Origin of the sequence: Nesterenkonia alba DSM 19423 (genome assembly GCF_000421745.1) — a bacterium.
Taxonomy (GTDB): Bacteria; Actinomycetota; Actinomycetes; order Actinomycetales; family Micrococcaceae; genus Nesterenkonia; species Nesterenkonia alba.
In genome coordinates this window covers 252,606-273,504 of record NZ_ATXP01000001.1, presented here as the reverse complement: position 1 = coordinate 273,504, position 20,899 = coordinate 252,606, and the positions used below count along the sequence as shown (strand labels likewise).

Here is a 20,899-nt window from a genome sequence, read left to right as displayed (position 1 = left end):
TGCCGGGAGAGGGAACTCACCCGCGGTTCAGCAGGCGGGCGAGGGTCTCGATGGGCTCGCGGATCTGACCAAAGGAGGCGTCGTAGACGTCATCGGGCAGCATATAGGGGTCGACGACGTCGTCATCGGCCTGTGCACTGGGCGTTTCAGTGCGTGCCCTGCCGGCCACAGCCACCAGGGCTGCCAGCTGCTCCGAGGCCGGCCCTTGCGGCAGGTGGTCCGGCTCGGTCTCGGCGATGAGCCGTCCGAACTCCGGCAGGGTGAACATCTTCTCCCGCGCAGCGGGTACCTCTGCGGCCATATCGGCGATGTGCTCGCCTGTGGCGGTGAGGATGAGGTCGGCCTCGCGGATCATCGTCTCGGTGACCTGCTGGGCAACGAAACCGCCGGTGTCTGCCCCATAGGCGGCGACTCGTTCCTTCATGGGATCCTGCATATCCCAGCCTTGGTGGGCGAAGGTGCCCGCTGAGATGACCTCCACGTCGGCGTCGTCGGCGAAGACCTGCGCCAGTAGACGTTCCATCGCCGGGGAGCGGCAGATATTGCCGGTACACACGGCCAGAATGGTGTATGGCTCAGCCATGGGTGACCTTCCGGATGAAGAACGGGAAGCGGGCCTGTTTTTCCGGGACGGCGAGGACGAAGTCTCGCAGCGGGTCCTCGACAAACCCTTCAGACCGGTAGAGCGCGTGCGCACCGGTCATGGACTGCAAACTGCACAGGGTCACTGCGGTGATCTCCGGGCGGGTCTGGGCTTCTGCGACGATGTGCCGTACCAAGCTCCGGCCGATCCCCCGACCCTGGAACTCCGGGGCCACTGCGAGCATCCGGAACTCCATCTCACCGGGGCGGGAGACTTCGGCGTACTCGCCGTGGTGGTCGGTCACCGTCACCGTCCCGGCCACTGCCCCCTGGGCCTCGGCCACCAGCACGCGGGCCTTTTCGGCCCGATGCTCCACCGCGGTGAGGTGTTCCAGATACGGGTCCTGTGCACGGAGGAATCCCCCGTCGATATAGGCCCGCACGGTGATGTCCGCGATGCGCTGGAAGTCTGGTGGCTCGGCGGGGCGGATCACCAGCTCGGTGGCGGGCGCGGTGGCCCCCATAGTTGTTTCGGCCATGGGGGTGCTCAGCTGTCGCTGTTGTCCGAGCCGGTGACCTTTTTCCGACGCCGACGACGACGCCGGCCCGAGGACGATCCAGAACCCTCACCTGAGGTGTTCTGCCCGGCTGGAGCATTGTCCCCGCCGCCGGAGCGTTCACCACCGGAACGCCGCCGGGTGCGGTTGCGTCCACCCCCGCCGTGAGAGCGCTCGCCCCCGGAGGGCCGACCGCCGCGACCACCGCGGCCTCCGCGGGGTGCGGAGTCGCCGGGGCCGCCGAGGTCTTCAAGCTGTTCGGCGTCCAGTCCGGCTTTGGACCGCTTGTGCCGGGGCAGGCGACCTTTGGTGCCCTTGGGGATGTCGAGGTCTTCAAACAGGTGCGGGCTGGAGGAGTAGGTCTCCACTGGCTCGGGCACACCGAGCCCAATCGCCTTATTGATGAGGCTCCAGCGGGGAACATCTTCCCAGTCCACGAACGTCACCGCGGTGCCCTTCTGCCCGGCTCGGCCGGTGCGGCCAATGCGGTGCAGGTAGGTGGACTCGTCCTCAGGGCACACGTAGTTGATGACGTGGGTGACATCAGTGACGTCAATACCGCGGGCGGCGACGTCGGTGGCTACCAGCACATCGACCTTGTCATTGCGGAAGGCACGCAGCGCCTGTTCGCGGGCTCCCTGGCCGAGGTCACCGTGGATGGCGCCTGCAGCGAAGCCCCGGGACTGCAACTCAGCGGAGAGCTTATCCGCCTGGCGCTTGGTCCGGGTGAAGATGATCGTCCGACCCCGCCCCTGCGCCTGAAGGATGCGGGCGATCATCTCGTCCTTATCCAGGGCGTGGGCCCGGTAAACGACCTGCCGGATGTCTTTTTTGGTCACGCCTTCGTCGAAGGGATCGGCGGCGCTGATGTGGGTCGGCTTGGTCATGAACCGTCGCGCCATGGAGACCACAGGGCCCGGCATCGTGGCGGAGAAGAGCATGGTCTGCCGCACCTCCGGGACAAAGGAGAGCAGCTTCTCCACATCGGGCAGGAACCCGAGGTCCAGCATCTCATCGGCCTCGTCGAGCACCACGATCTTCACGTTCTTCAAATTCAGGTGCTTCTGCCGGTGCAGGTCGATGAGTCGCCCGGGGGTGCCCACGACGATCTCTACGCCGCGCTGTAGTTCTTCGATCTGCGGTTCGTAGGCCCGGCCGCCGTAGATGGTGGCAATCCGGGCACCCAGCTTGGCCCCGGCGGTGGTGATGTCGCCGGCGACCTGCACCGCCAGTTCCCGGGTGGGCGCGATGATGAGCGCCTGCGGCGCCCCGGGGCTGGGCAATTGTTCATAGGCCTCTGTGCCGGGGTGGGCAATACGCTGTAGCGCGGGGATACCGAAGCCCAGCGTCTTGCCGGTTCCGGTTTTGGCCTGGCCGATGATGTCATTGCCACCCAGGGCAATGGGCAAGGTCTCTGCCTGAATCGGGAAAGGGTGAATGATCCCCTTCTGGGCTAGGGCTTCTACGATTTCAGTGCGGACGTTGAAGTCCGCGAAGGTCTTCTGCTGCTCAGGAGCAGCGGGGGTGGTCTCTTCGGTGGTGTCAGTCATGCGTTCTTTCAGTCGGCGACTGCGGCGAAGCCGACAGTCTGCTTGGTGTCGGATCCGATCTCGACGTAGCCAAGGGATGCGGTGGGAACCACGATCTTCTTGTCGCGACGATCGGTGAGCGTCAGCAGCGGCTTGGATGCCTCGATAGCTTCAGCGACGGTCTTCTCCACCTCTTCGACGGAGGCGTTCGTTTCGACGACGATCTCGCGGGCGACGTTCTGAACTCCGATGCGTACTTCCATGCCACTCCATTCTGGGTCATTCTTGCGCGCCCGAAAGAGTAGATCAGTCACGAGGGCACGCGGGTTTCAGGCACGGTGTGCCTCAACGGCACGAGTCTACCGCCGGTGTCCAGCTCGTCAGTCACTTTCCTTGGGAAACCCGCTGATTCCCTTCCACGCCAGCCGGGCAGTCAGCTCCGCGGAGGTGGTCATCTCTGGACGCTCAGAGAGCTGGGCCCAATGCCGGGCCGCTGAGGTGGCCATACCGATTAACCCGTGGCCGAGCATGCGCGCTTCAGCCGCCGGCAGGGAGGTGTCCTCGATAATGAGGTCCGCGATGGCGGTGGCCATCCGGGAGTAGAAGTCCTCTAACCGACTGGAGACGGCGTCGTCGTTATCCATTCCCGCGGAGAAGACCAGCCGATAGGCCTCATCCTTGCGAGAGAGGAACTCATAGAACGCAGTGACGGTATCGGCGACGCGTTCACGATTCTCCTTACTACTGGCCAGGGCTGCGGTGAGCTCATCGGTCAGCTGCTCCAAGTGAGCATCCAGTAAGTCGAGGAAGAGCTCGTGCTTGCCCGGAAAGTGCTGATACAGCACCGGCTTGGAGACTTCGGCAGCTTCGGCGATGTCATCCATCGACGCGGCGTGATACCCCTGGGCGACAAAGACTCCCAGAGCGCACTCCAGCAGCTGACGGCGACGCTCCTGACGAGGAAGGCGCTTACCGCGGATGCTGGGTGATGAGGCCTGGGCTGTCATGTCCAGAAAGTCTAAAGGATGTGGCGCACGTTACACGGCAGGTGGGCCACCGAGGGCTTCCGTGCCGGTTCCTTGCTGCAGGATCCGTAAAACCATCTCCGCATCCGTGGTGTTCTCCCCCAGCCGATTGGGCTTGCCAGTACCGTGGTAGTCAGAGGATCCGGTGACGATGAGATCTCGGCGCCGCGCCAGGTCCAGCAACAGCTCTTTGCCCTCGGCAGTATTGTCCCGGTGATAGACCTCAACCCCCGCCAAACCCGCCTGAACCATCTCCTCTAGTTCGGCGAGGCTGACCGTACTGCCGCGGCGTGACGCCATGGCGTGAGCGATGACCGGCACGCCTCCGGCCTGGCGGATGAGCGTGATGGCTTCCACTGGGGTCATCGTGTCTTGGGGTACGTAGTACTTACTGCCCTTGTGCAGGTAATGGGTGAAGGCCTCACTGCGGTCAGCGACCACCCCTGTGGTGACCAGGGCATCAGCAATATGTGGACGGCCCACGGTGGTCTCCGGACCCACGTGGGTGAGGACATCGGCCCAACTGATCTCGAAGTCTTCGGCGAGGTTAGCCACAATGCGCTTGGCCCGCTGAACCCGCCCACTGCGGGCCGCGGAGTTTGCCGCGGCCAACCCCGGGTGCTGGGGGTCGTGGAGATAACTGAGCATGTGCACCGAGGTACCGGCAGAAGTCTTAGTCGTAATTTCTGCACCGGGGATGAACAGCAGGCCGTGTTCTCTGGCAGCGGCGCGAGCCTGCTCCCAACCCACCGTGGTGTCATGATCGGTGAGCGCCAGTCCCCGCAGCCCGGCACGCGCGGCAGCAGCCACCACCTGCGCCGGCGGCTCCGTTCCGTCGGATACCTCGGAGTGGGTGTGCAGGTCATAGCTCATGCCCCCAACTCTAATCCCGGGGCGGGACATCGAAGTGTGTTCGGATCGGCGTCACTCACACACCCTGGACCCTGTGACATTGCACAGGGGGTCTCATGCAAGACTGGTGCCATGAGCGAGAACACCACGCAGACCGATACAGAACCCACCGGCACCCCCTCAGGTGAGGACACGCCCACACAACGGGATACCAACCGCTCCCAGAAGCCGACGTCGAAGGCTTTTAAGGAATTCATGGCCTCCCACTGGGCGCCATCACAGCCCCCGGAGTACACCCGGGATGAGGTCGCCGACCATGCCGCTCAGCGGCGCCGGCGAGTCTCTGAGGAGTTTCGCGGCCAGCGCGTGGTGGTTCCCGCAGGCCCGCTCAAAGTCCGCTCCAATGACACCGACTACCGGTTCCGGCCGCATTCAGCCTTCGCTCACCTGACCGGCCTGGGGGTGGACCACGAGCCCGATGCAGTGCTCATCCTGGAACCGGTGGATGAGGGAACCGGCGACGACGGCGGCCATCACGAGGCCACCCTGTACTTCAAACCTATGGCCGGCCGCGATACCGAGGAGTTCTACGCCTCGGCTCGGCATGGGGAGTTCTGGATCGGCCCCCGGCCGGTGCTGGAGGAGTTCCGGACCCGTTTGGGGCTGCGCACTAAGGACATCGACGAGTTCGAACCAGCGGTGACCAAGGACGCCGGGGCTACCCAGATCCGGCTGCTGCGTAACTCCTCACCCCAGGTGGATGCGCTCATCGACTCCGCCCGCAGCCAGGCCGGGGTCGAACTCGAGTCCGCGGTGGAAGCCGACGGCAAAGTCACCGAATTCCTCTCCGAGCTGCGTCTGGTGAAGGATCCGTGGGAGATCGAACAGATGCGCTCCTCCGTGGCAGCCACACAGGCTGGTTTCGAGGATGTCATCCGGGCCCTGCCCCGGGCGGTGGGCACCGAGCGTGGTGAGCGGATCGTTGAAGGTGCGTTCTTCGCCCGGGCACGTCTGGAAGGCAACGACCTCGGTTATGACACGATCGCCGCATCGGGCAACAACGCCACGATTTTGCACTGGATCCGGAACAATGCGCGGATCGAACCGGGTGAACTGCTGCTGCTGGATGCTGGCATCGAGGTCGATTCCCTCTATACCTGCGATATCACCCGCACCATCCCCGTCTCCGGGACCTATTCACCTGTCCAGCGGCGGATCTATGAGGCGGTCTTGGCAGCCCAGAACGCGGCGATGAGCATTGTGCGGCCCGGCGTGAAGTTCCGTGAGCTACACGCCACGGCGGTACGGGTACTAGCTGAGCATCTCGATGAGTGGGGTCTACTCCCGGTGAGCTTGGATGAGGCGCTCTCGCCGGAGGGCCAGCATCACCGCCGGTGGATGCCCCACGGCACCAGCCACCACCTGGGCCTGGATGTCCATGATTGCGCTCAAGCCAAACGGGAGCTCTACCTGGATGGGGAGCTGGAGCCGGGGATGATCTTCACCATCGAACCGGGGCTGTACTTCAAGAAGGAAGATCTCGCGGTGCCGGAGGAGTACCGGGGCATTGGTGTTCGGATTGAAGACGACATCCTCGTCACCGAAGACGGCGGGGAGAACCTCTCCGCTGCCGTGCCACGCGAGCCCGACGACGTCGAAGCGTGGGTTCAGCGTTTGCTCGGCTGATCGACACTGACCTCAGAGCCGGTGGCTGTCAGGCGTTATTCCTCGCCGCGTGGTGGCCGCTCGGAGTGTGAGTCCTGGTCCTCGGCTCCCGCTGCGGATCCAGTAGGTGCCGCGGATTTCTCCTGCGCCGATTCCTGCGGCGCTGTTTCCTGGTGAGCTGGGGGATCTTCCTGGGTGCGGGAGGAGTCGCGGGGAGGGTGTTCGTAGTCCTCACGGCGGGCACCGTAACGGGGCCGCCCATCCGGCAGGGTCTCATAGCCGGTACGGGCCGGGGTCCCAGCTGAGGTGCCGGCGTCGTCGCCCCTGTCCGCTGAGGCAGGCGCCCCGGAGGACGGCGCAGCGGGTCCGGACATACCTGCGGGAGGCTGGTGGGCCTGGGGGCCGGCGAGGTTCGTGGACCGACCGGTCGGGTCGTTGGACGCATTGAGGCTGACCACCCCGGATTCCCGGACCAGCTGGCGGGCCCGCCCTACCTGGGAGAAGTCACAGACCACGTCATAGGTGGTGGCGATCAGCTGCTGGGTGGAGGAGAAGTCCCGGCGCCCACGGCGGATGGCGTAGCCGATGATCCCGGCGATCATCCACACCGCTGCACCGAGGAAGATCATCGCGACCAGCTCCACTAAGGGAGCTTGCGGGGAAAACAGGAAGAAGATGAACGCGATGAACCCGCCAAACAGTGAGCCTTGAGCCGCCCCGGCTAGCGCCACCCGGGGGTAGGACAAGCGCGAGCGGATGTGCTCCACACTGCGCAGGTCATTGCCCACAATGCTGAGGGCTTTGACATCGAAACCCTCGGCACCGGCCAAGTGATCGACCACCCGCTGGGCCTCCTCGTAGGTCCGGTAGCGTCCCAGCAGCTCCCCGGTAGGCAGCCCGGAGGAGTTCGTCGGTGCATTCATAACTGCTTATTCTGCCAGGCCAGTCTGAAACCTCTGCAGGCATTGCACAGGCTCCTAAACTGAGGGGTGTGAACACTGAGACCGTGGAGAGTATCCGCCGTCACCTCGAGCAGGTGATGGACCCCGAATTGCGACTGCCCATTACGCAGGTTGGCATGGTGGGGGAGATCGACGTCGACGACGACGGGACCGCTGAGGTTCAGATCAAACTCACCACTGAGGCCTGCCCCATGCGCAGCCGGATCGTTGACGATGTTGTTGCCGCGGCTGCACGAGCCCAGGGGGTACGCACCGCGGAGGTGGACCTGACGGTGATGAGCCCTGAGGAGCGCGCCGAACTCAAAGACCGGCTGCGCGGAGGCGAGGCCGGCAAGGTCAATCCCTTCGCCCGTGAGGACTCCCTGACCAGGGTCTACGCGGTGGCCTCCGGTAAAGGGGGGGTCGGGAAGTCCTCGGTGACAGTGAATCTGGCCTGCGCGATGGCTGAATCTGGATTGAAGGTCGGCATCATCGACGCCGATGTACACGGGTTCTCCATTCCTGGACTGATGGGGATCACCATGAAACCCACCAGGCTCGATGAGATGATCCTGCCGCCGGTGGCCTATGGGGTGAAGACGATCTCGATCGGCATGTTCGTGGAAGGCAACCAGGCGGTTGCCTGGCGGGGACCCATGCTGCACCGGGCTGTGGAACAGTTCCTCACCGATGTGCACTTCGGAGACCTCGACGTCCTGCTCCTCGACCTGCCCCCGGGCACCGGCGATATCGCCATCTCCGTGGCGCAGTTACTGCCCGGCTCGGAACTGCTGGTGGTGACCACCCCGCAGGCGGCGGCCTCGGCGATTGCCGAACGCGCCGGGAGCTTGAGCGAGCAGACAGGGCAGCATATCGCCGGAGTGGTGGAGAACATGGGACCGATGACTCTGCCCGATGGCACCGTACTGGACCTTTTCGGCTCCGGTGGAGGGGCCACAGTGGCCCAGAGTCTTAGCGAGCAGTTGGATGCCGACGTCCCTCTGCTGGGTTCGGTGCCCCTGGATCCGGCTCTGCGGGAGGCCGGCGACGCTGGTGAGCCGGTGGTCCTGTCAGCGCCCGATTCCGCAGCCGGCTCCGCGCTGCGTCAGATCGCCTCCCGGCTGGCCGCTCGCGGCCGCAGCCTAGCCGGACGATCCCTCCCCGTCACAGTGACCTGAGACCTCTGGTCCCATGAGTTCTCATCATTGCCTTCGCCTGATGGCTGGGATTTCGGAGCCCACACACTGTGGGCTGAGGACTCTGCGGGTTAGGTGGCGTCGATGTCAAAGGGGGCTGGTCCGGGTGTATCGGCCTCGTCTGTTGAGGCCGACACACCACCACTACTGGCAGCCCCGGTGGTGGCTGAACCGGCCACCCCGGCAGCGAGCGCTCCGCCTGTCTTCTTCGGTGCTGCGGAGCTGAACAGTTCACGAGGGTCCACTGTCTTCTGGGCCTCACGGCGCACCCCCCGGCCCGTGGAGCGGATATCGCGACCCACCGCCCGTACCTCGTTCGTCACCCCACGGACATCGTCGATCTCCTCGGCAAGGGCTTCGCGGATAATCCGGCGCGGGTCATACTGCCGGGGATCGTACTTGTGCCAATCCACATCGTCGAAGTCCGTTCCTGTCTCCTGGCGGAACCGCACCTTGGCATCCACCGCCATGCGCCGTAATTGACGAACCCAGTCGGCCAGAGTGCGGGTGTAATCAGGCAGACGCTCGGGACCGATGAGCACAATGGCCAGCACAATAAGAATGAGGAGCTGGTAGCCGCTGATCCCGAACACGGATCCACTTTACCGCTCTAGGCGGGCACTGAGTCCGCCCGATCGCCGCACCTGATGCGCCTGCCGTCCGCGAGGCGAAACCTCAGTCAGTGAACCAGGAGACCAGCTCATCGAAACCGCGTTCCAGCCGGTCCGTCGGCCCCGCCGGTTCCGTCGAAGGATCCACCTGAACCCGGGAACGGTCCGTAATCATCACCCAGGAGGTAATCTCCCCAGCCCGTTCAGCCGGGGTATCCGAGGTGATGACGTACTGCACATTGTGCGTCTGGATCCCCGCAGTCCAGGTCTCAGTCTCCTCATCGACGTAGACCCGAGCCTCATCCCCGGTACTCAGTGGCACATCCTCTACCGCCGCTGAACTGACATCCAGGGTGTCGGCGATTTTCTCCTCCAAAGGAGCCAGTTCGACGTCGTCCTCTTCCGGACGGGTCTCCGAGACACTGACAATGTGCTCACCATCGGTCAGATGCACCTGGATGGTACGCACCCCGCCGATCGTGCCGGTCTCCGCCTGGACTGGTTCATACCCCGGCCGGGAGAGATAGGGCACAGCCCATCCGATGGGCTTTAAGTAGCTCAGGCTTTCCACCGGCACTTCAAAGATCTCGGCACCGCCCCGCGCCCCCGGCAGTGCCACCGCGACCTCCCCGTTGACGCTGACTGTCTCGGGCTGCTCCGCAGCGGTGGTCGGCACAGTCCCCGTGGGTGAAGGCTGCCCATCCTCAGTCGATTCTGGCTGATCCTCAGGCGGCAATAAGGTCTGCACTGAAGGCGTAGAAGGTGCGGTACGCCCCCCAAGCACCCATGCAGCAGCGACGACGAAACACACCACCGTGGCTACCGAGGTCATGAAGACAGCAAGCACCCACCCGGCGTGCAGCCGGCGGGTGGGCAGCTGCCGGGACCCGGCGCGAGGGGACATCGTCTCAGGGGACATCCCGGCCAGTATGCTAACTATTACTGAGAATAAGCTTAATTTAATCTGAGAAAGGTGAACGATGAGCGCGAGGCCTGCTGCCTCCAAGCACAGCAGCTGGGTATACACCGAGCAGCTGGCCGAGGGCGCTGACCCGTTCGCCGAGGTGCGTCACCGTGCCGCGGAGATGGGAGTCGAGGTCGTCTCCCCCGCTGTGGCGGCTACCCTGACCGTGCTGTCCTCAGCGGTGCGTGCCGAAGCGGTCGTCGACGTCGGCACCGGAGTGGGCCTCTCCGCTGCGGCACTGCTTCGCGGAGCCAGTCCCCAGGCTGTGCTCACCGGCATCGACCCGGCCCCGGATTCCGCGGAAGAGGCACGGCGGACCTTGCGGCACTACGCACCCACCGGCACCCGCCACCGGCTCATCGCTCAACAGGCCGAACAGGTGCTGCCGCGGCTGGCTGCAGGCTCCTATGATCTGGTGTTCTGCGACGCCGGGGCGCAGACTGCCGATCAATGCACTGAGGACGCGATTCGGCTATTGCGGGGCGGCGGGCTGCTCATCCTCCACGATGCGCTCGACCAGGATCGGGTGCCCCGTCCGGCGGTGCGCGAGGAAACCACCCAACGCATGCGTGGAGTGCACACCAGGCTGGTGGAGGATCCGCGGCTGCATTCGACGCTGCTGGCCACCGGAGCTGGGCTGTTCGTCAGTGTGCGCCGGGCGGCTTAAGAGGCCGCGGGCGGCAGTGCTACTCTCCGACCGCCTCGATGAGGCACTGCTTGAGGGATTCGGCCTCTTCATTGTTGATTTCCAGGACCAGGCGCCCGCCGCCGTCGATCGGCACGCGCATAATGAGGCTGCGTCCCTCCTGGGTGACCTCCATTGGACCGTCGCCAGTACGCGGTTTCATTGCAGCCATCGGGTACATCCCTCTCAGTGTCGTCCTACGCTAACGCCCCTATTATCCCTCAGACTCTGGGGATGTCATCCCGGTCACTTTCGCTCGCGCAACTGCTCGGACAGTGCGGCGAGCAGCTTATCAACTTGATCCATGCGGTATCCGCGGGCCGCGGAGTCGAACTCAACGGCGTCCACATCCTCGGCAGTGAGGTGGCCTTCAGCCCGGGCCAGTAGCTGATCGACGTCATCACCCGCAGTGGCTGGGCTCTCCTCGGCAGGGGCCTCAGCCCCAGACCACCGCCCGATGAACACGACCACGACGAGTCCGAGAATGGCCAGCGCGACGAGGTAGAGCCACATCATGACCCCAGCTTACCGAGCCCGGTACCCGAACATCCCGGTTCAGTAACCGCGGGTCTCAACGTCGAGCTGCTCCTCCTCCACCGGGATCTCGTCCACCGGGGGCGGGTCAGAGAGGTCAGGTTGGAAGATGAGGATGAAACCGGCGAAGAGCACCACATAGACGGCAAAGATGCGGAACCTGGCCCGGTAGAGCAGAGTAAGCACCAGCCACAGGGCACCGGCCCCGACCACCGCGGAGACAATAAACGCCATCCAGTACGCCTCAGCGCTGATGCTGAACCCGCCCTCGTGCCCCAGCAGACTCAATGACTGCACCCCTGTGGCGGCAACGATCGTGGGGATCGCGACAAAGAAGCTGTACTGGGCAGCGATCCGACGGTGCATGCCCAAGGCCAAAGCTGCGGCGATGGTGATCCCCGACCGGGAGATTCCCGGGAATAGGGCGATCGCCTGGGCTAAGCCGATGACGACGGCGACCCAGATGGTCATCTGTGCCGCTCCCCGCCACGTGGTCTTCACAGAGTCGGTCCACCACAGGATGGCTGCGGTGATGAGCAGCAAGACCGCAACGATCCAGGGGGTGGCGAAGACCTCGGTGCCGAATTCACGCACCAGCAGTCCCAGTACCCCTGTGATACCCACAGTGATGACACCCAACAGCATGAGTTTCAGGTGGATGAGGTGGCGTAAGGTTCCACGGCGGCGCAGCAGCCCGATCTCCCGCCATGTGCCGGCCAGCAGGCGGCTCAATGGTCCCCACATCACCACCACGACCGAGACCATGGTGCCCAGGTGGACCACCAGGTTGAAGAAGATCATCTCTGGGGTGTCCGGTGCGGGGATCTGTGAACCGGTGTCGGCCAGCCAGTGCTCAGCGATGACCAGGTGAGACGAGGAGCTCACCGGGATGAACATGAACAGCCCTTGAATGGCGCCCAGGAGCAGGGCTTCCCAGAGTGTCAATCGGAACCAGCTTTCCTATGCAGTGGTGGTGCGGCCTGGCTGGCCACCCCAGGTCGCGGCGTGCAGTAGCTGTGGCAGCAGCTGTCCGGAGGGTCCACGGAGGCACACGTCCATGGCCTCGGATAGCTCGGTGGCTTCGGGGTTGACCTCCACCAGCGGGGTGCCGCGCTCTAGGCCGAGCAGCGGCAGGGATGCTGCCGGCTGCACAATACCGGAGGTTCCTGCCACGACAATCAGTTCCGCGGCCCGGACCGCCTCTGCGGCGGCGTCAAAGGCATCCATCGGCAGCATCTCCCCGAACCACACCACAGAAGGGCGAACCATTCCTTCCCCGCAGACCGGGCAGCTGGGTGGGGATTCGGTCTGTTCCGGCGGGGTGAAGCCGTCGTAATCGGGTTCGGGCAGCTCAGCCGGTGCGGAGCAGGCGGTGCAGTGGAAGGCGAAGATGCTGCCGTGCAGGTGGGCCAGGACCTCAGCTCCGGCGCGTTCATGCAGGTCGTCGACGTTCTGGGTGATGACATCGAGCCGCCCGCCAGCCTCGGTGAGATGCCGCTGCCACTGGGCGATGGCTGTGTGCCCGGGGTTGGGGGCAACCTCGCGGATGAGGGACTGCCGCCAGCGGTACCAGGTCCACACCCGGGCCGGGTCCAGGTGGAAGGCCTCCTCAGTGGCCAAATCTTCGGCGGAGAACCGTTCCCACAGCCCGGTTTGGACTTCGCGGAACGTCGGGACTCCAGATTCGGCGGAAATCCCCGCTCCGGTGAGCACGGCCACGCGGCGGGCCCGCTGGGCCCAGGCGGAAACCTCATCGTCGATGGTGGTCAGCACCTTCATAGTCTCCACGGTACCGGCGCTTCCCGGAGGGAAGTAAAGCACCTAAGATCGTGGCCATACTGCCTTTATTTCAGCGGCATACGGAGGGAAACACGTGACGGAACAGCACGGCCACCACGGCTGGCAGGGGCAGGACCCTGAACAATCCGGGGGTTACCAGCCCAGTGGCCATCCCCACCCGGGGTATCAGCAAGGCGGTTATCAGCACGGCGGTTATCAACACAGTGGCTACCCGCAGGGTGACTACCAGCACGGCGGGTATCAACACTCATCCTCCGCTCCGACGGGGGACTACCCCTTCAATGAGGCGGCCCGCTATGCCGATGAACAACCGCTCAGCCCCTCGGAGGAACAGGGCTGGGGGGTCGGGATCCACTTAGGCGGACTGTTCTTCTCCTTCATTGTGCCGCTGGTGATATGGCTGATCTTCCGGCGTCGTTCCCGGCTGATCGATGACCACGGCAAAACCGCACTGAACTGGGAGTTGACCCTGGTGGGGGTCTACGTGGTGGGTAGCATCCTGTTCTTCATCAGCTACTTCGGCATGTTTGCGTTCATCCTCGGTGCCGATCCGGGTGCCGGGGGCGTGGTCGCCGGTGGCATGGCCCTGGTGTGGATGATGCTACTGCTGGCGTTCATGGCGGTGATGACTATCAACGTGGTGCTCTCCATCCTCGGTTCAGTGGCTGCCTACCGCCGGAAGAAGTTCAAGTACTGGGCGATTCCGTTCATCCGCTAAAACACTCAAAGGGGGACTGGCATGGCGTCATGGAGTTCGGCACTGAAAGCGCTGCGGCTCACGCCGGCGCGACCCAAAGCTGAGCACGCCCACCTGAAGCGGCTCCCCCACCGGCTCGGTCCGGTCAATATCGCCCGGCAGCTGACTCTGCGCACCGCGAATGTGGGACTGACCGCCCTGTTTGGGCTGTACCGCTCGGACCCCTCGGTGTGGCGGTTCACCGCCCGGAATTACCATCCCGGTCTGGAGCGCTTCGCTCGCGTCAACGCCTGGATGATCTGCCAGCACGCCAGCCTCGATGTGCCCGCCTACCAGGACTACCTGGCTCGCCGGGACTTCACCTTCCGCTGGTGGGATATCTCCGCCTACCCGGAGACCTCTAAGGATGACTACGTTCGCCGCTATGAAGAGGATGCTCGGTGTTGGGGCGGGGAGATCGAAGTCCCCGGCACAGTGGTCGATGAGTCTTCCGGCTCCTCGGGCCGGCCGTTCAACTGGATGCGTTCTGCCGCCGAGCTGGATACCGTCCACAAAAACGTTGCCGGCTACGTGACCATGCTCTTCGGCACGGAGAACTTGTTCTGCATTAACGCGTTCTCCATGGGTGCCTGGGCTACCGGCACCAACACCGGTCAGGCAATGGCGAAGATCGCCATGGTGAAGAACACCGGACCGGATCTGGAGAAGATCCTCGACACCCTGCGGCACTTCGGTCCCGACTTCACCTACCTCATCACCGCTTACCCGCCGTTTCTCAAGCACTTGGTCGATCGGCTCGACGCCGCCGGTGAGGAGTTCGCTGACTACCGGCTCAACGGGTTCGTTGGCGGGGAAGCGATGACCGAGGGGCTGCGCGACTACCTGCAGCGGCGCTTCGACCGGGTCTACTCCGGTTACGGGGCCAGCGATCTGACCATCGGTATGGGTGGGGAAACTGATCTCTCGGTGACGCTGCGCAAAGAGCTGGAGTCCAACCCCAGCTTCCGACGTCGTCTGCTCGGCGACCATGAGCACCGCACTCCGATGATCTTCCAGTACAACCCCTTAGAGACCTACATGGAGACCACCGACGACGACGAACTAGTCGTCACCATTAACTCCGCTGCGGTGATGAGCCCCCGGCTGCGGTACAACATCGGCGATGAAGCCCGCATTCTCTCCTTCCCGGAGATGGTGGAGATCACCCGGGAGTTCCCCCAGCTGACAGTCAAGCTCAAGCAGGCCTACCGACACCAGCGCATGAAACTGCCGTTTTTATTACTGTTCGGCCGGTCCGATTCGACGATCTCCTACATGGGGGCAAACATTTACCCCCTCGATGTGCAGAACGGGCTCTACCGGGACCCGGAGACCGCCAAACTCATCGACTCCTTCCAGATCGAGTTGACCGAGATCAGCGAGTTCGAGCACCGCCCCACCCTGCACATCCAGCTGCGTGACCCCCAGACCCACCCGGAGGCCGCACTGGACGAGGACGCCCGCCAGCAGCTGGCCGAGACCTGCGCCACCGGAGTATTGGAGCACCTGGCTGCGGTATCCCGCGATGTGGCTGAATCACTCCAGGAGGATCCCAGTGCCGCGGAGATCCTGGTTCAGATCCACGATTACGGCACCGGCCCTTTCGCCGAGACGCCCCAGAAGATCAAAAACGTCTACCTCACCCGCAATCAGGGAGGCTGATCCGCTGTGCGCACCCGCGACTTCTCCGCATGTAAGGCCCCTCAGGCTCGCGCCGGGGCGGTGTTCCTGGGCCAGAACGAGTACCGCACCCCCAAGGGGTTCCTCCAGCAGCTGATCCTCTGGCCGCCGCTGGCCCGGCGGCTGAAGCAGGCACCCGGATACCTGTGGCACTTGAGCTACTACCGTTTTCCGCTGCGGATCGGCCTGGTGGTGGCCTTTGAGACCCGAGAGCAGCTCTACGAGTTCGCCAAGACCGATGAGCATCAGGCCATCATGCACTGGCTGGTCGGCACCGATGAGAACTCGGGCACCTGGCCGGCTGACCCGGATTCCGCCCCGGTGCTCGGCGGGTTTATCCGCACCTACACCGCCGATGAGGTGGGCTACGCCAATGGCACCTGGCGGGCGGATCGTGACGAACTGCGGATGATCGAACGGTGGGAGTCTCAGCGCTCGGCTGACCGGCCACCCGGAAACCTGCCGGCCCGGCTGCGGGCAGGCATCCGCGGCGCCGGGCAGGTGGCAGCCCTGGGACGCGCCCTGACCGGCTCAGCACGGGACACACTGGTACGACGCCGATGAGCCTGCTCATCGAGCCCGTCACCTCCCAGACCGAGGTGGAGGAGTTCATCCACCTCGGGACAGGCAGTGCCGGTCGGCTGGGGCGGTGTCAGGGCCACCACGTGCCGCTGATGGCCGATGACATCCGCGCCTGGGCACGGGGAGAACATCCCGGGGTCGATATCGCCACCCTCCACCTGGTGCGGGATTCGGCGACCGGGCGGGCCGTGGCGCGTATGGTGGTCCACCGTTCGGCACTGCTGGATGCTCGGCTCCGTGCGGCGGGGGTCACCACCGGGACGGGGGCGCTGTATTTCGGCGCCCTGGAGTGGGAACACACCGAGGCGTTACACGCCGCTCTGGATTGGATCGAAGCCGAGGCTGCCCGCACTGGCGCCGGAGGGGTCTTCGGTCCGGTGAGCCTGCTGCCGAACCAAGTCGGCGCAGCGGTGACCGGTGGCTTCGAGCACCCAGGATTCTTCGATAGCCCGTGGAATGACGCGGAACTGCCGGAGATTCTGGCATCCCGCGGCTTCGAACCGTGGTACCCGGCCGCAACCTGGGAGGTGCCGGTGCAGAGCATCCCAGCGGACCGGCGTCGTCGGCCCCATGCAGAGGAGTACCGGGCCGCAGGGGTTCGCCGGGTCCCAGTCCGACGGTGGCGATTCCGTGGCCGGCGCGGCGTCATGGAGCAACTGCGCGCAGGTCTCAACGCCTCCTTCGCCCAGTTGCCCTACTACACGGAGATCTCCCGAGCCCAGATGACCCAGCAGACCGCGGGATTGGAGCTGCTCGCTGATCCGCGGCTCATCGTCACCCTGGCCGCGACGGGTCACGGTGAGGACGGCACCAATCCTGAGCAGCCGCCACTGGCGAGCTTTGCGTTGGTGGTCCCCGATCCGGTCGACGCCCTGCGGGGCACCGGCGGCAGACTGGGTGTGCAGGAGCTTCCGGGGCTGCTGCGCCGACGGTTGCCGCCGGTCCGGCAGCGGCAGGATTCTCTGCAGGACGCAGTACTCATCGTTCAGGGCACCCATCCGAGATTCCAGGGGCGCGGGCTGCTCAGCCTGGTCTCCCGGGAACTCTTCGCACAACTCTACGAAGGCGGGTACCGGAAGCTGCGGGTGACCTTCATTGGGGAGGAGAACCCGGCCTCAGCGGCGGTCTTCGCCCGGGCCGGCGGGTATCGACTGCACCGGCTGGCATTCTTCCGCAAAGAGCTGAGCGGGGGTGCGCAGCCTGAGGTGACCGTGCAGACAGTGGCCTCCTGGGTGGAGATCGCCGGACGGGCCCCGAGTGCTCACAACACTCAACCGTGGGCGCCTGAGGTGATCGAAGACGACGAGGGCGTCGTCGTCCGCCTCCGGGTGCATCCGGACCGAGTGCTACCCGTGGGAGACCCCACCTTCCGGGACCTCTACTTAAGCCTGGGAGCTTGGGTGGAGTCACTCGACGCTGCAGCGGCCGAGGCTGGAGTCGAGGTTGAGATCCGCGCGGTGACCGGCAGCGGCACAGACACGCAGCTGAAGCTGGGCTTCGTTCCCCGCACAGGCGTGGTGCCAGCACAGGCCGAGGATGTGCTGACCCGGCGGGTGTACCGCGGGACACTGCAGAGGAACTGGGAGGCCTTGGTGGAGGCTGGCCACGCGGCCGGGCTGAGCAGCCTTGCCGGCCTGGTGGACCTGGCGGCAGAGCCGGCTGAAGGTGGGGAGGCCACAGCAACTGGCGCACCAAAGTCAGTGGAGGCCGTAGCGGTGGATCCGGTGCTGGCTGCCGCCTGGGAACGGGTTGCGGCCCGGCACTTCACCGCTTCCGGACAGCTGATGACCGAGCTGCTTCAGTGGCTGCGAATAGACCCGCAGCACCCCGACTACCATCGCGACGGGTTGAGTCTTAACTGCCTGCTCCCGGAGAACAGAACCACCCGCAGTTCGGCAGGGCTGATGGCTCAAACGCTGGCCGGAGGGGTGCTGCGCAGTGCCCCTGCCCGACGGATCACTCCGGCGGCAGCGGGGATCATCGCCCGGATGACCCCGGATGCGAACGAATCGGCACTGCAGCGGGCCGAGCGCGCCGCCTCAGAACGGGCGTTCTACCCATCGCGGCAGAAGCGGATACTCTCCCGCATCAGCAAAGCGGTTCGTGGGGTGCCCCTGGGTGCGGTCCGCGGTGCGGCCCGGCTGACAGAAGTCCCCGATGATGGGCGCGGAAACGCCGTCGTGCTGTTCGTCACCGCACCTGAGTCGGAGGGAACGGCCCACCTCGATCCGGCTGGCCTCATCGAGGCTGGGCGGGTGCTGCAGCGGTTCTGGTTGCAGTTACACCGCCGCGGACTGGCGGTTCACCCGGTCAGTGAGGTGGTCGACGAGGCCACCACCCGCCGGGCAGCCAGCAGGTGGGTCACTTCTGTGCTCACCCCCACCGATGAGCACGGCGAACAGACCGGACCTGCCCCGGAGGTGGTCCCGGTGGCGTTCTTCCGCGCTGGTGTTCCCGCCGATGTGCCGCCCCGGTCAGCGCGGCTCACCGCCCGCTGAGACCCGAGCGCTTAAGACCCCGAACGTGAGACGTCAGCGAGGATGCCGGAAGTCACCGACGCGTCACCGGTTCACCGTGCCTGCAGTCTCACCGGTGCCCCGTCCCCGGGCACATTGGTGATGTTGCGCAGTGTGGTGGGCGCGGGTTTCTCTGCGCTGAGTCGGAATCGAGTGAGGATTTCCTTGAGGCTGACCACTCCTTCCATCGTGGCGAAGGCCGCCCCCACGCAGCGGCGCACGCCCCCACCGAACGGGATCCACGTATTCGCCGCCGGAGTGTTCTCCCCCAGGAAGCGTTCGGGACGGAAGGAAGCGGCGTCGTCGTGGTGTGTCTCATCGTGGTGGGTGAGCATGATCGCCGGCACCACCCCGGTGCCAGCCGGCAGAGTCCACCCGCCGATGGTCTGTTCACTGCGCAGAATCTTCACCACGAAGTCGATGATCGGATGCAGGCGCATTCCCTCTTTGAGGCAGGCCTCCAGGTAGTCTTCGTCCCCCTCGGCGGCGGCGTCTGCGGCCCGCTGCTGGATCTGCGGGTGGCGGGCCAGTTCGTGCAGAGTCCAGCTCAACGCGGAGGCTGTGGTCTCATACCCGGCCAGCACCAAGGTGACCAGTTGATCGCGGATCTCCTGCTCGCTCAGAGGCGCTTCGGCGTCGTCGGTGACCTGAAGCAGGTGGGAGAGCATGTCCTGCCCGGTGCCGCCGGAGGCCCGGCGTTCGGCGATCTCAGCGTAGATGAGCTCATCAATGGCTTCGAGGTTCTTCTGGGGGCCGCGCCAGGGCGGGATGCGGGTCAGGGTCCTCGGATACATCCACCCCAGGGCCAACAGCGGGTCGACGTCGACCAGCTTCAGCAGCCGGGGTCTGAGCTGGGTCATGCGCTCTCCCGTGGTGAGCCCGAAGACCAGCTGGAGCATGACTTCTAGGGTGATTCCGCTCATCGCCTGGAGGGTTGTGACCTTCTCTCCGGGTCGCCACGTGGACACCTGGTGGGTGACGATCTCCTCCACCCTGGGACGGTAGGCGCGTACCGCCCGTGGGGAGAAGGCGGGCATCAGGTACTTGCGCATGCGGCGATGGGCCGCGCCGTCGTTGAGCATCACCGAGTTGTCCCCCACAGCCGCGCGGAGGACTTCGTTACCACCGGCTCCAGAGAACTCCCACGAGTCTCCAGCGAAGATCTCTTTGATGTCCTCCGGCCGGGTGAACATCACGTAGGTCACCGGGCCGGGATAGGCGCGCAGGGTGAAGGTGTCTCCATAGCGGGTGTGAAAGGCCGGAAAGGCCGATTGCCTCCGGGAGTAGAACTGCAGAGTCTGCACAGCGGCAGGGGTGCGGGGTCCTGGGGGCAGAGAGTGGGTGCTCACACGTTCAGTCTTGTACGTGCTGAGCACGGGTTCAACCGGTATGGGGGATGGATAACGGACGACGCCGGCGTCGGGCCCTGTTGCGAACCGGACTGACTAGGGTTCGCACCTTAGGCGATTCTCAATAGTGGGGCTTACTGTGAAGGTATGGGTTTCGGACACGACCACCATCACGGTGGCGAGCAGCATGCAGCGGCTGCGGCGTCAGGGCATCGGCGGCGGCTGGTCATCGCCTGCTGCATCACCTTCGGCATCGTGGCCGCGCAGGGGCTCGGAGCGTGGGTCACCGGGTCGCTGGCGCTGCTGACCGATGCGGTGCACTCGCTGACCGACAGCATTGGGCTGGTGATGGCCGTGGTGGCGGCGAGTCTGATGTTCCGTGCCGCGAGCCCGCGGCGCACCTGGGGTTTCCGGCGCGTGGAGATTCTCGCTGCGCTGCTGCAGTCTGCACTGTTGTTGGGCATCGGCGTCTACGCCCTGGTGGAGGGGATTCAGCGACTGCGGGAGCCCCACGATGTGTTGCATGTGGAGTTGCTGATCTTCGGTGCCGTGGGGTTGGCAGGCAATATCGCCTCCCTGGTGGTGCTGTCGTCGGGGCGGCGGGCGAACTTCAACATGCGAGCAGCCTTCCTTGAGGTACTGGCGGATGCGCTGGGTTCGCTGGGGGTCATGGTGGCTGCAGTGGTCATCTGGTCGACCGGCTGGCAGCAGGCTGATGCTGTGGCGGCTCTGCTCATCGCCGCAGTCATTATTCCGCGGGCTGCCTTGCTGTTGCGGGAGACCGTGCGGATTCTGCTGGAGTTCGCGCCCCGGGGCCTCGACCTTGAACAGGTGCGCCGCCACATGCTGGAGGTGGAGCATGTCGAAGAGGTTCACGATCTTCACGCTTCGACGATCGCTACGGGGTTGCCGGTCATTTCTGCTCACGTGGTGGTGCATGAGGACTGTTTTCGGCATGGTTGCGCCCCGCAGAAACTCGCCGAACTACGCGCCTGTGTGGCTGAGCATTTCGATGTCGCTGTGGAGCACTCCACCTTCCAGCTGGAGACCCGCGACCTCGCCGCGGAGGAAACCCACACCCACGCCTAGGGCGTC

The 20,899-nt window shown here is 65.0% G+C and carries 22 protein-coding genes; 8 read left to right on the top strand and 14 right to left on the bottom strand.

Annotated features, from left to right (window positions below; genetic code table 11):
- Positions 1 to 16: 16 nt before the first annotated feature.
- The 6 genes from H578_RS12405 to H578_RS0101230 form a co-directional block, all read right to left on the bottom strand.
- On the bottom strand, positions 17 to 583 hold the full coding sequence (locus H578_RS12405; RefSeq protein WP_033420056.1) for an arsenate reductase/protein-tyrosine-phosphatase family protein: 567 nt from the start codon (positions 581 to 583) through the stop codon (positions 17 to 19).
- Complete coding sequence (locus tag H578_RS12400; RefSeq protein ID WP_022871900.1) at positions 576 to 1,121, bottom strand: GNAT family N-acetyltransferase; 546 nt, start codon at positions 1,119 to 1,121, stop codon at positions 576 to 578. Before H578_RS12400 ends, H578_RS12405 begins: the two co-directional genes overlap by 8 nt.
- Before the next feature lie 8 nt (positions 1,122 to 1,129).
- Positions 1,130 to 2,689, bottom strand: coding sequence for a DEAD/DEAH box helicase (locus tag H578_RS0101245; RefSeq protein ID WP_022871899.1), 1,560 nt, complete (start codon positions 2,687 to 2,689; stop codon positions 1,130 to 1,132).
- Positions 2,690 to 2,697: 8 nt separating this feature from the next.
- Positions 2,698 to 2,931: a DUF3107 domain-containing protein gene (locus H578_RS0101240; protein WP_022871898.1), complete on the bottom strand. Its 234-nt coding sequence runs from the start codon at positions 2,929 to 2,931 to the stop codon at positions 2,698 to 2,700.
- A 117-nt stretch (positions 2,932 to 3,048) separates the two neighbouring features.
- Positions 3,049 to 3,675, bottom strand: coding sequence for a TetR/AcrR family transcriptional regulator (locus H578_RS0101235; protein ID WP_022871897.1), 627 nt, complete (start codon positions 3,673 to 3,675; stop codon positions 3,049 to 3,051).
- Positions 3,676 to 3,705: 30 nt separating this feature from the next.
- Positions 3,706 to 4,566, bottom strand: coding sequence for a PHP domain-containing protein (locus H578_RS0101230; RefSeq protein WP_022871896.1), 861 nt, complete (start codon positions 4,564 to 4,566; stop codon positions 3,706 to 3,708).
- Positions 4,567 to 4,677: 111 nt separating this feature from the next.
- On the opposite strand from H578_RS0101230, the gene H578_RS12395 reads away from it, so the two are divergent.
- The gene (locus H578_RS12395) at positions 4,678 to 6,231 is read left to right on the top strand and encodes an aminopeptidase P family protein (protein ID WP_022871895.1); all 1,554 of its coding nucleotides are present in this window, start codon (positions 4,678 to 4,680) and stop codon (positions 6,229 to 6,231) included.
- 35 nt (positions 6,232 to 6,266) lie between these two features.
- Here the strand turns inward: H578_RS12395 and H578_RS15345 are convergent, their stop codons facing one another.
- Positions 6,267 to 7,133: a YflT domain-containing protein gene (locus H578_RS15345; protein WP_051130727.1), complete on the bottom strand. Its 867-nt coding sequence runs from the start codon at positions 7,131 to 7,133 to the stop codon at positions 6,267 to 6,269.
- 68 nt (positions 7,134 to 7,201) lie between these two features.
- Here H578_RS15345 and H578_RS0101215 point away from each other — a divergent pair, with 68 nt between their 5' ends.
- Complete coding sequence (locus H578_RS0101215; protein ID WP_022871894.1) at positions 7,202 to 8,329, top strand: Mrp/NBP35 family ATP-binding protein; 1,128 nt, start codon at positions 7,202 to 7,204, stop codon at positions 8,327 to 8,329.
- An 89-nt stretch (positions 8,330 to 8,418) separates the two neighbouring features.
- Here H578_RS0101215 and H578_RS15340 read toward each other — a convergent pair whose 3' ends face one another.
- Both H578_RS15340 and H578_RS12380 read right to left on the bottom strand, forming a co-directional pair.
- Complete coding sequence (locus H578_RS15340; protein WP_022871893.1) at positions 8,419 to 8,940, bottom strand: twin-arginine translocase TatA/TatE family subunit; 522 nt, start codon at positions 8,938 to 8,940, stop codon at positions 8,419 to 8,421.
- 82 nt (positions 8,941 to 9,022) lie between these two features.
- Positions 9,023 to 9,877, bottom strand: a complete 855-nt coding sequence (locus tag H578_RS12380; RefSeq protein WP_156837150.1) for a hypothetical protein — start codon at positions 9,875 to 9,877, stop codon at positions 9,023 to 9,025.
- Positions 9,878 to 9,938: 61 nt separating this feature from the next.
- Between H578_RS12380 and H578_RS0101200 the strand changes: the two genes are divergently transcribed.
- Positions 9,939 to 10,589 carry an O-methyltransferase gene (locus H578_RS0101200; RefSeq protein ID WP_022871891.1) on the top strand — a complete coding sequence of 217 codons (651 nt, stop codon included), beginning with the start codon at positions 9,939 to 9,941 and terminating at the stop codon, positions 10,587 to 10,589.
- 19 nt (positions 10,590 to 10,608) lie between these two features.
- Here H578_RS0101200 and H578_RS12375 read toward each other — a convergent pair whose 3' ends face one another.
- The 4 genes from H578_RS12375 to H578_RS0101180 form a co-directional block, all read right to left on the bottom strand.
- Positions 10,609 to 10,779 carry a DUF3117 domain-containing protein gene (locus tag H578_RS12375; protein WP_084709788.1) on the bottom strand — a complete coding sequence of 57 codons (171 nt, stop codon included), beginning with the start codon at positions 10,777 to 10,779 and terminating at the stop codon, positions 10,609 to 10,611.
- Positions 10,780 to 10,853: 74 nt separating this feature from the next.
- Entirely contained in the window at positions 10,854 to 11,123 is a 270-nt protein-coding gene (locus H578_RS12370; protein ID WP_022871889.1) for a DivIVA domain-containing protein, read from the bottom strand.
- A 39-nt stretch (positions 11,124 to 11,162) separates the two neighbouring features.
- Positions 11,163 to 12,086, bottom strand: coding sequence for an undecaprenyl-diphosphate phosphatase (locus H578_RS12365; protein ID WP_022871888.1), 924 nt, complete (start codon positions 12,084 to 12,086; stop codon positions 11,163 to 11,165).
- A 15-nt stretch (positions 12,087 to 12,101) separates the two neighbouring features.
- Positions 12,102 to 12,920, bottom strand: coding sequence for an SIR2 family NAD-dependent protein deacylase (locus H578_RS0101180; protein ID WP_022871887.1), 819 nt, complete (start codon positions 12,918 to 12,920; stop codon positions 12,102 to 12,104).
- 94 nt (positions 12,921 to 13,014) lie between these two features.
- On the opposite strand from H578_RS0101180, the gene H578_RS0101175 reads away from it, so the two are divergent.
- From H578_RS0101175 to H578_RS15335, 4 genes are read left to right on the top strand one after another with little or no spacing between them, the layout of a single operon-like run.
- Complete coding sequence (locus H578_RS0101175; RefSeq protein ID WP_022871886.1) at positions 13,015 to 13,659, top strand: DUF4870 domain-containing protein; 645 nt, start codon at positions 13,015 to 13,017, stop codon at positions 13,657 to 13,659.
- A gap of 21 nt (positions 13,660 to 13,680) precedes the next feature.
- Positions 13,681 to 15,339: a phenylacetate--CoA ligase family protein gene (locus tag H578_RS12360; protein ID WP_022871885.1), complete on the top strand. Its 1,659-nt coding sequence runs from the start codon at positions 13,681 to 13,683 to the stop codon at positions 15,337 to 15,339.
- Positions 15,340 to 15,345: 6 nt separating this feature from the next.
- Entirely contained in the window at positions 15,346 to 15,921 is a 576-nt protein-coding gene (locus H578_RS12355) for a hypothetical protein (RefSeq protein WP_022871884.1), read from the top strand.
- Positions 15,918 to 18,437 carry a hypothetical protein gene (locus H578_RS15335; protein WP_022871883.1) on the top strand — a complete coding sequence of 840 codons (2,520 nt, stop codon included), beginning with the start codon at positions 15,918 to 15,920 and terminating at the stop codon, positions 18,435 to 18,437. Before H578_RS12355 ends, H578_RS15335 begins: the two co-directional genes overlap by 4 nt.
- A gap of 71 nt (positions 18,438 to 18,508) precedes the next feature.
- Here H578_RS15335 and H578_RS0101155 read toward each other — a convergent pair whose 3' ends face one another.
- A complete protein-coding gene (locus tag H578_RS0101155; protein WP_028463814.1) occupies positions 18,509 to 19,804 on the bottom strand; it encodes a cytochrome P450 in 1,296 nt (431 codons plus the stop codon).
- Positions 19,805 to 19,951: 147 nt separating this feature from the next.
- Between H578_RS0101155 and H578_RS0101150 the strand changes: the two genes are divergently transcribed.
- Complete coding sequence (locus H578_RS0101150; RefSeq protein ID WP_022871881.1) at positions 19,952 to 20,893, top strand: cation diffusion facilitator family transporter; 942 nt, start codon at positions 19,952 to 19,954, stop codon at positions 20,891 to 20,893.
- Positions 20,894 to 20,899 lie beyond the last annotated feature (6 nt).

Bases quoted from the DNA above. Each gene is read 5' to 3' on its own strand.
- H578_RS12405 (WP_033420056.1), bottom strand. From the start codon at position 583: ATGGCTGAGCCATACACCATTCTGGCCGTGTGTACCGGCAATATCTGC.
- H578_RS12400 (WP_022871900.1), bottom strand. From the start codon at position 1,121: ATGGCCGAAACAACTATGGGGGCCACCGCGCCCGCCACCGAGCTGGTG.
- H578_RS0101245 (WP_022871899.1), bottom strand. From the start codon at position 2,689: ATGACTGACACCACCGAAGAGACCACCCCCGCTGCTCCTGAGCAGCAG.
- H578_RS0101240 (WP_022871898.1), bottom strand. From the start codon at position 2,931: ATGGAAGTACGCATCGGAGTTCAGAACGTCGCCCGCGAGATCGTCGTC.
- H578_RS0101235 (WP_022871897.1), bottom strand. From the start codon at position 3,675: ATGACAGCCCAGGCCTCATCACCCAGCATCCGCGGTAAGCGCCTTCCT.
- H578_RS0101230 (WP_022871896.1), bottom strand. From the start codon at position 4,566: ATGAGCTATGACCTGCACACCCACTCCGAGGTATCCGACGGAACGGAG.
- H578_RS12395 (WP_022871895.1), top strand. From the start codon at position 4,678: ATGAGCGAGAACACCACGCAGACCGATACAGAACCCACCGGCACCCCC.
- H578_RS15345 (WP_051130727.1), bottom strand. From the start codon at position 7,133: ATGAATGCACCGACGAACTCCTCCGGGCTGCCTACCGGGGAGCTGCTG.
- H578_RS12380 (WP_156837150.1), bottom strand. From the start codon at position 9,877: ATGTCCCCTGAGACGATGTCCCCTCGCGCCGGGTCCCGGCAGCTGCCC.
- H578_RS0101200 (WP_022871891.1), top strand. From the start codon at position 9,939: ATGAGCGCGAGGCCTGCTGCCTCCAAGCACAGCAGCTGGGTATACACC.
- H578_RS12375 (WP_084709788.1), bottom strand. From the start codon at position 10,779: ATGGCTGCAATGAAACCGCGTACTGGCGACGGTCCAATGGAGGTCACC.
- H578_RS12370 (WP_022871889.1), bottom strand. From the start codon at position 11,123: ATGATGTGGCTCTACCTCGTCGCGCTGGCCATTCTCGGACTCGTCGTG.
- H578_RS0101180 (WP_022871887.1), bottom strand. From the start codon at position 12,920: ATGAAGGTGCTGACCACCATCGACGATGAGGTTTCCGCCTGGGCCCAG.
- H578_RS12360 (WP_022871885.1), top strand. From the start codon at position 13,681: ATGGCGTCATGGAGTTCGGCACTGAAAGCGCTGCGGCTCACGCCGGCG.
- H578_RS15335 (WP_022871883.1), top strand. From the start codon at position 15,918: ATGAGCCTGCTCATCGAGCCCGTCACCTCCCAGACCGAGGTGGAGGAG.
- H578_RS0101150 (WP_022871881.1), top strand. From the start codon at position 19,952: ATGGGTTTCGGACACGACCACCATCACGGTGGCGAGCAGCATGCAGCG.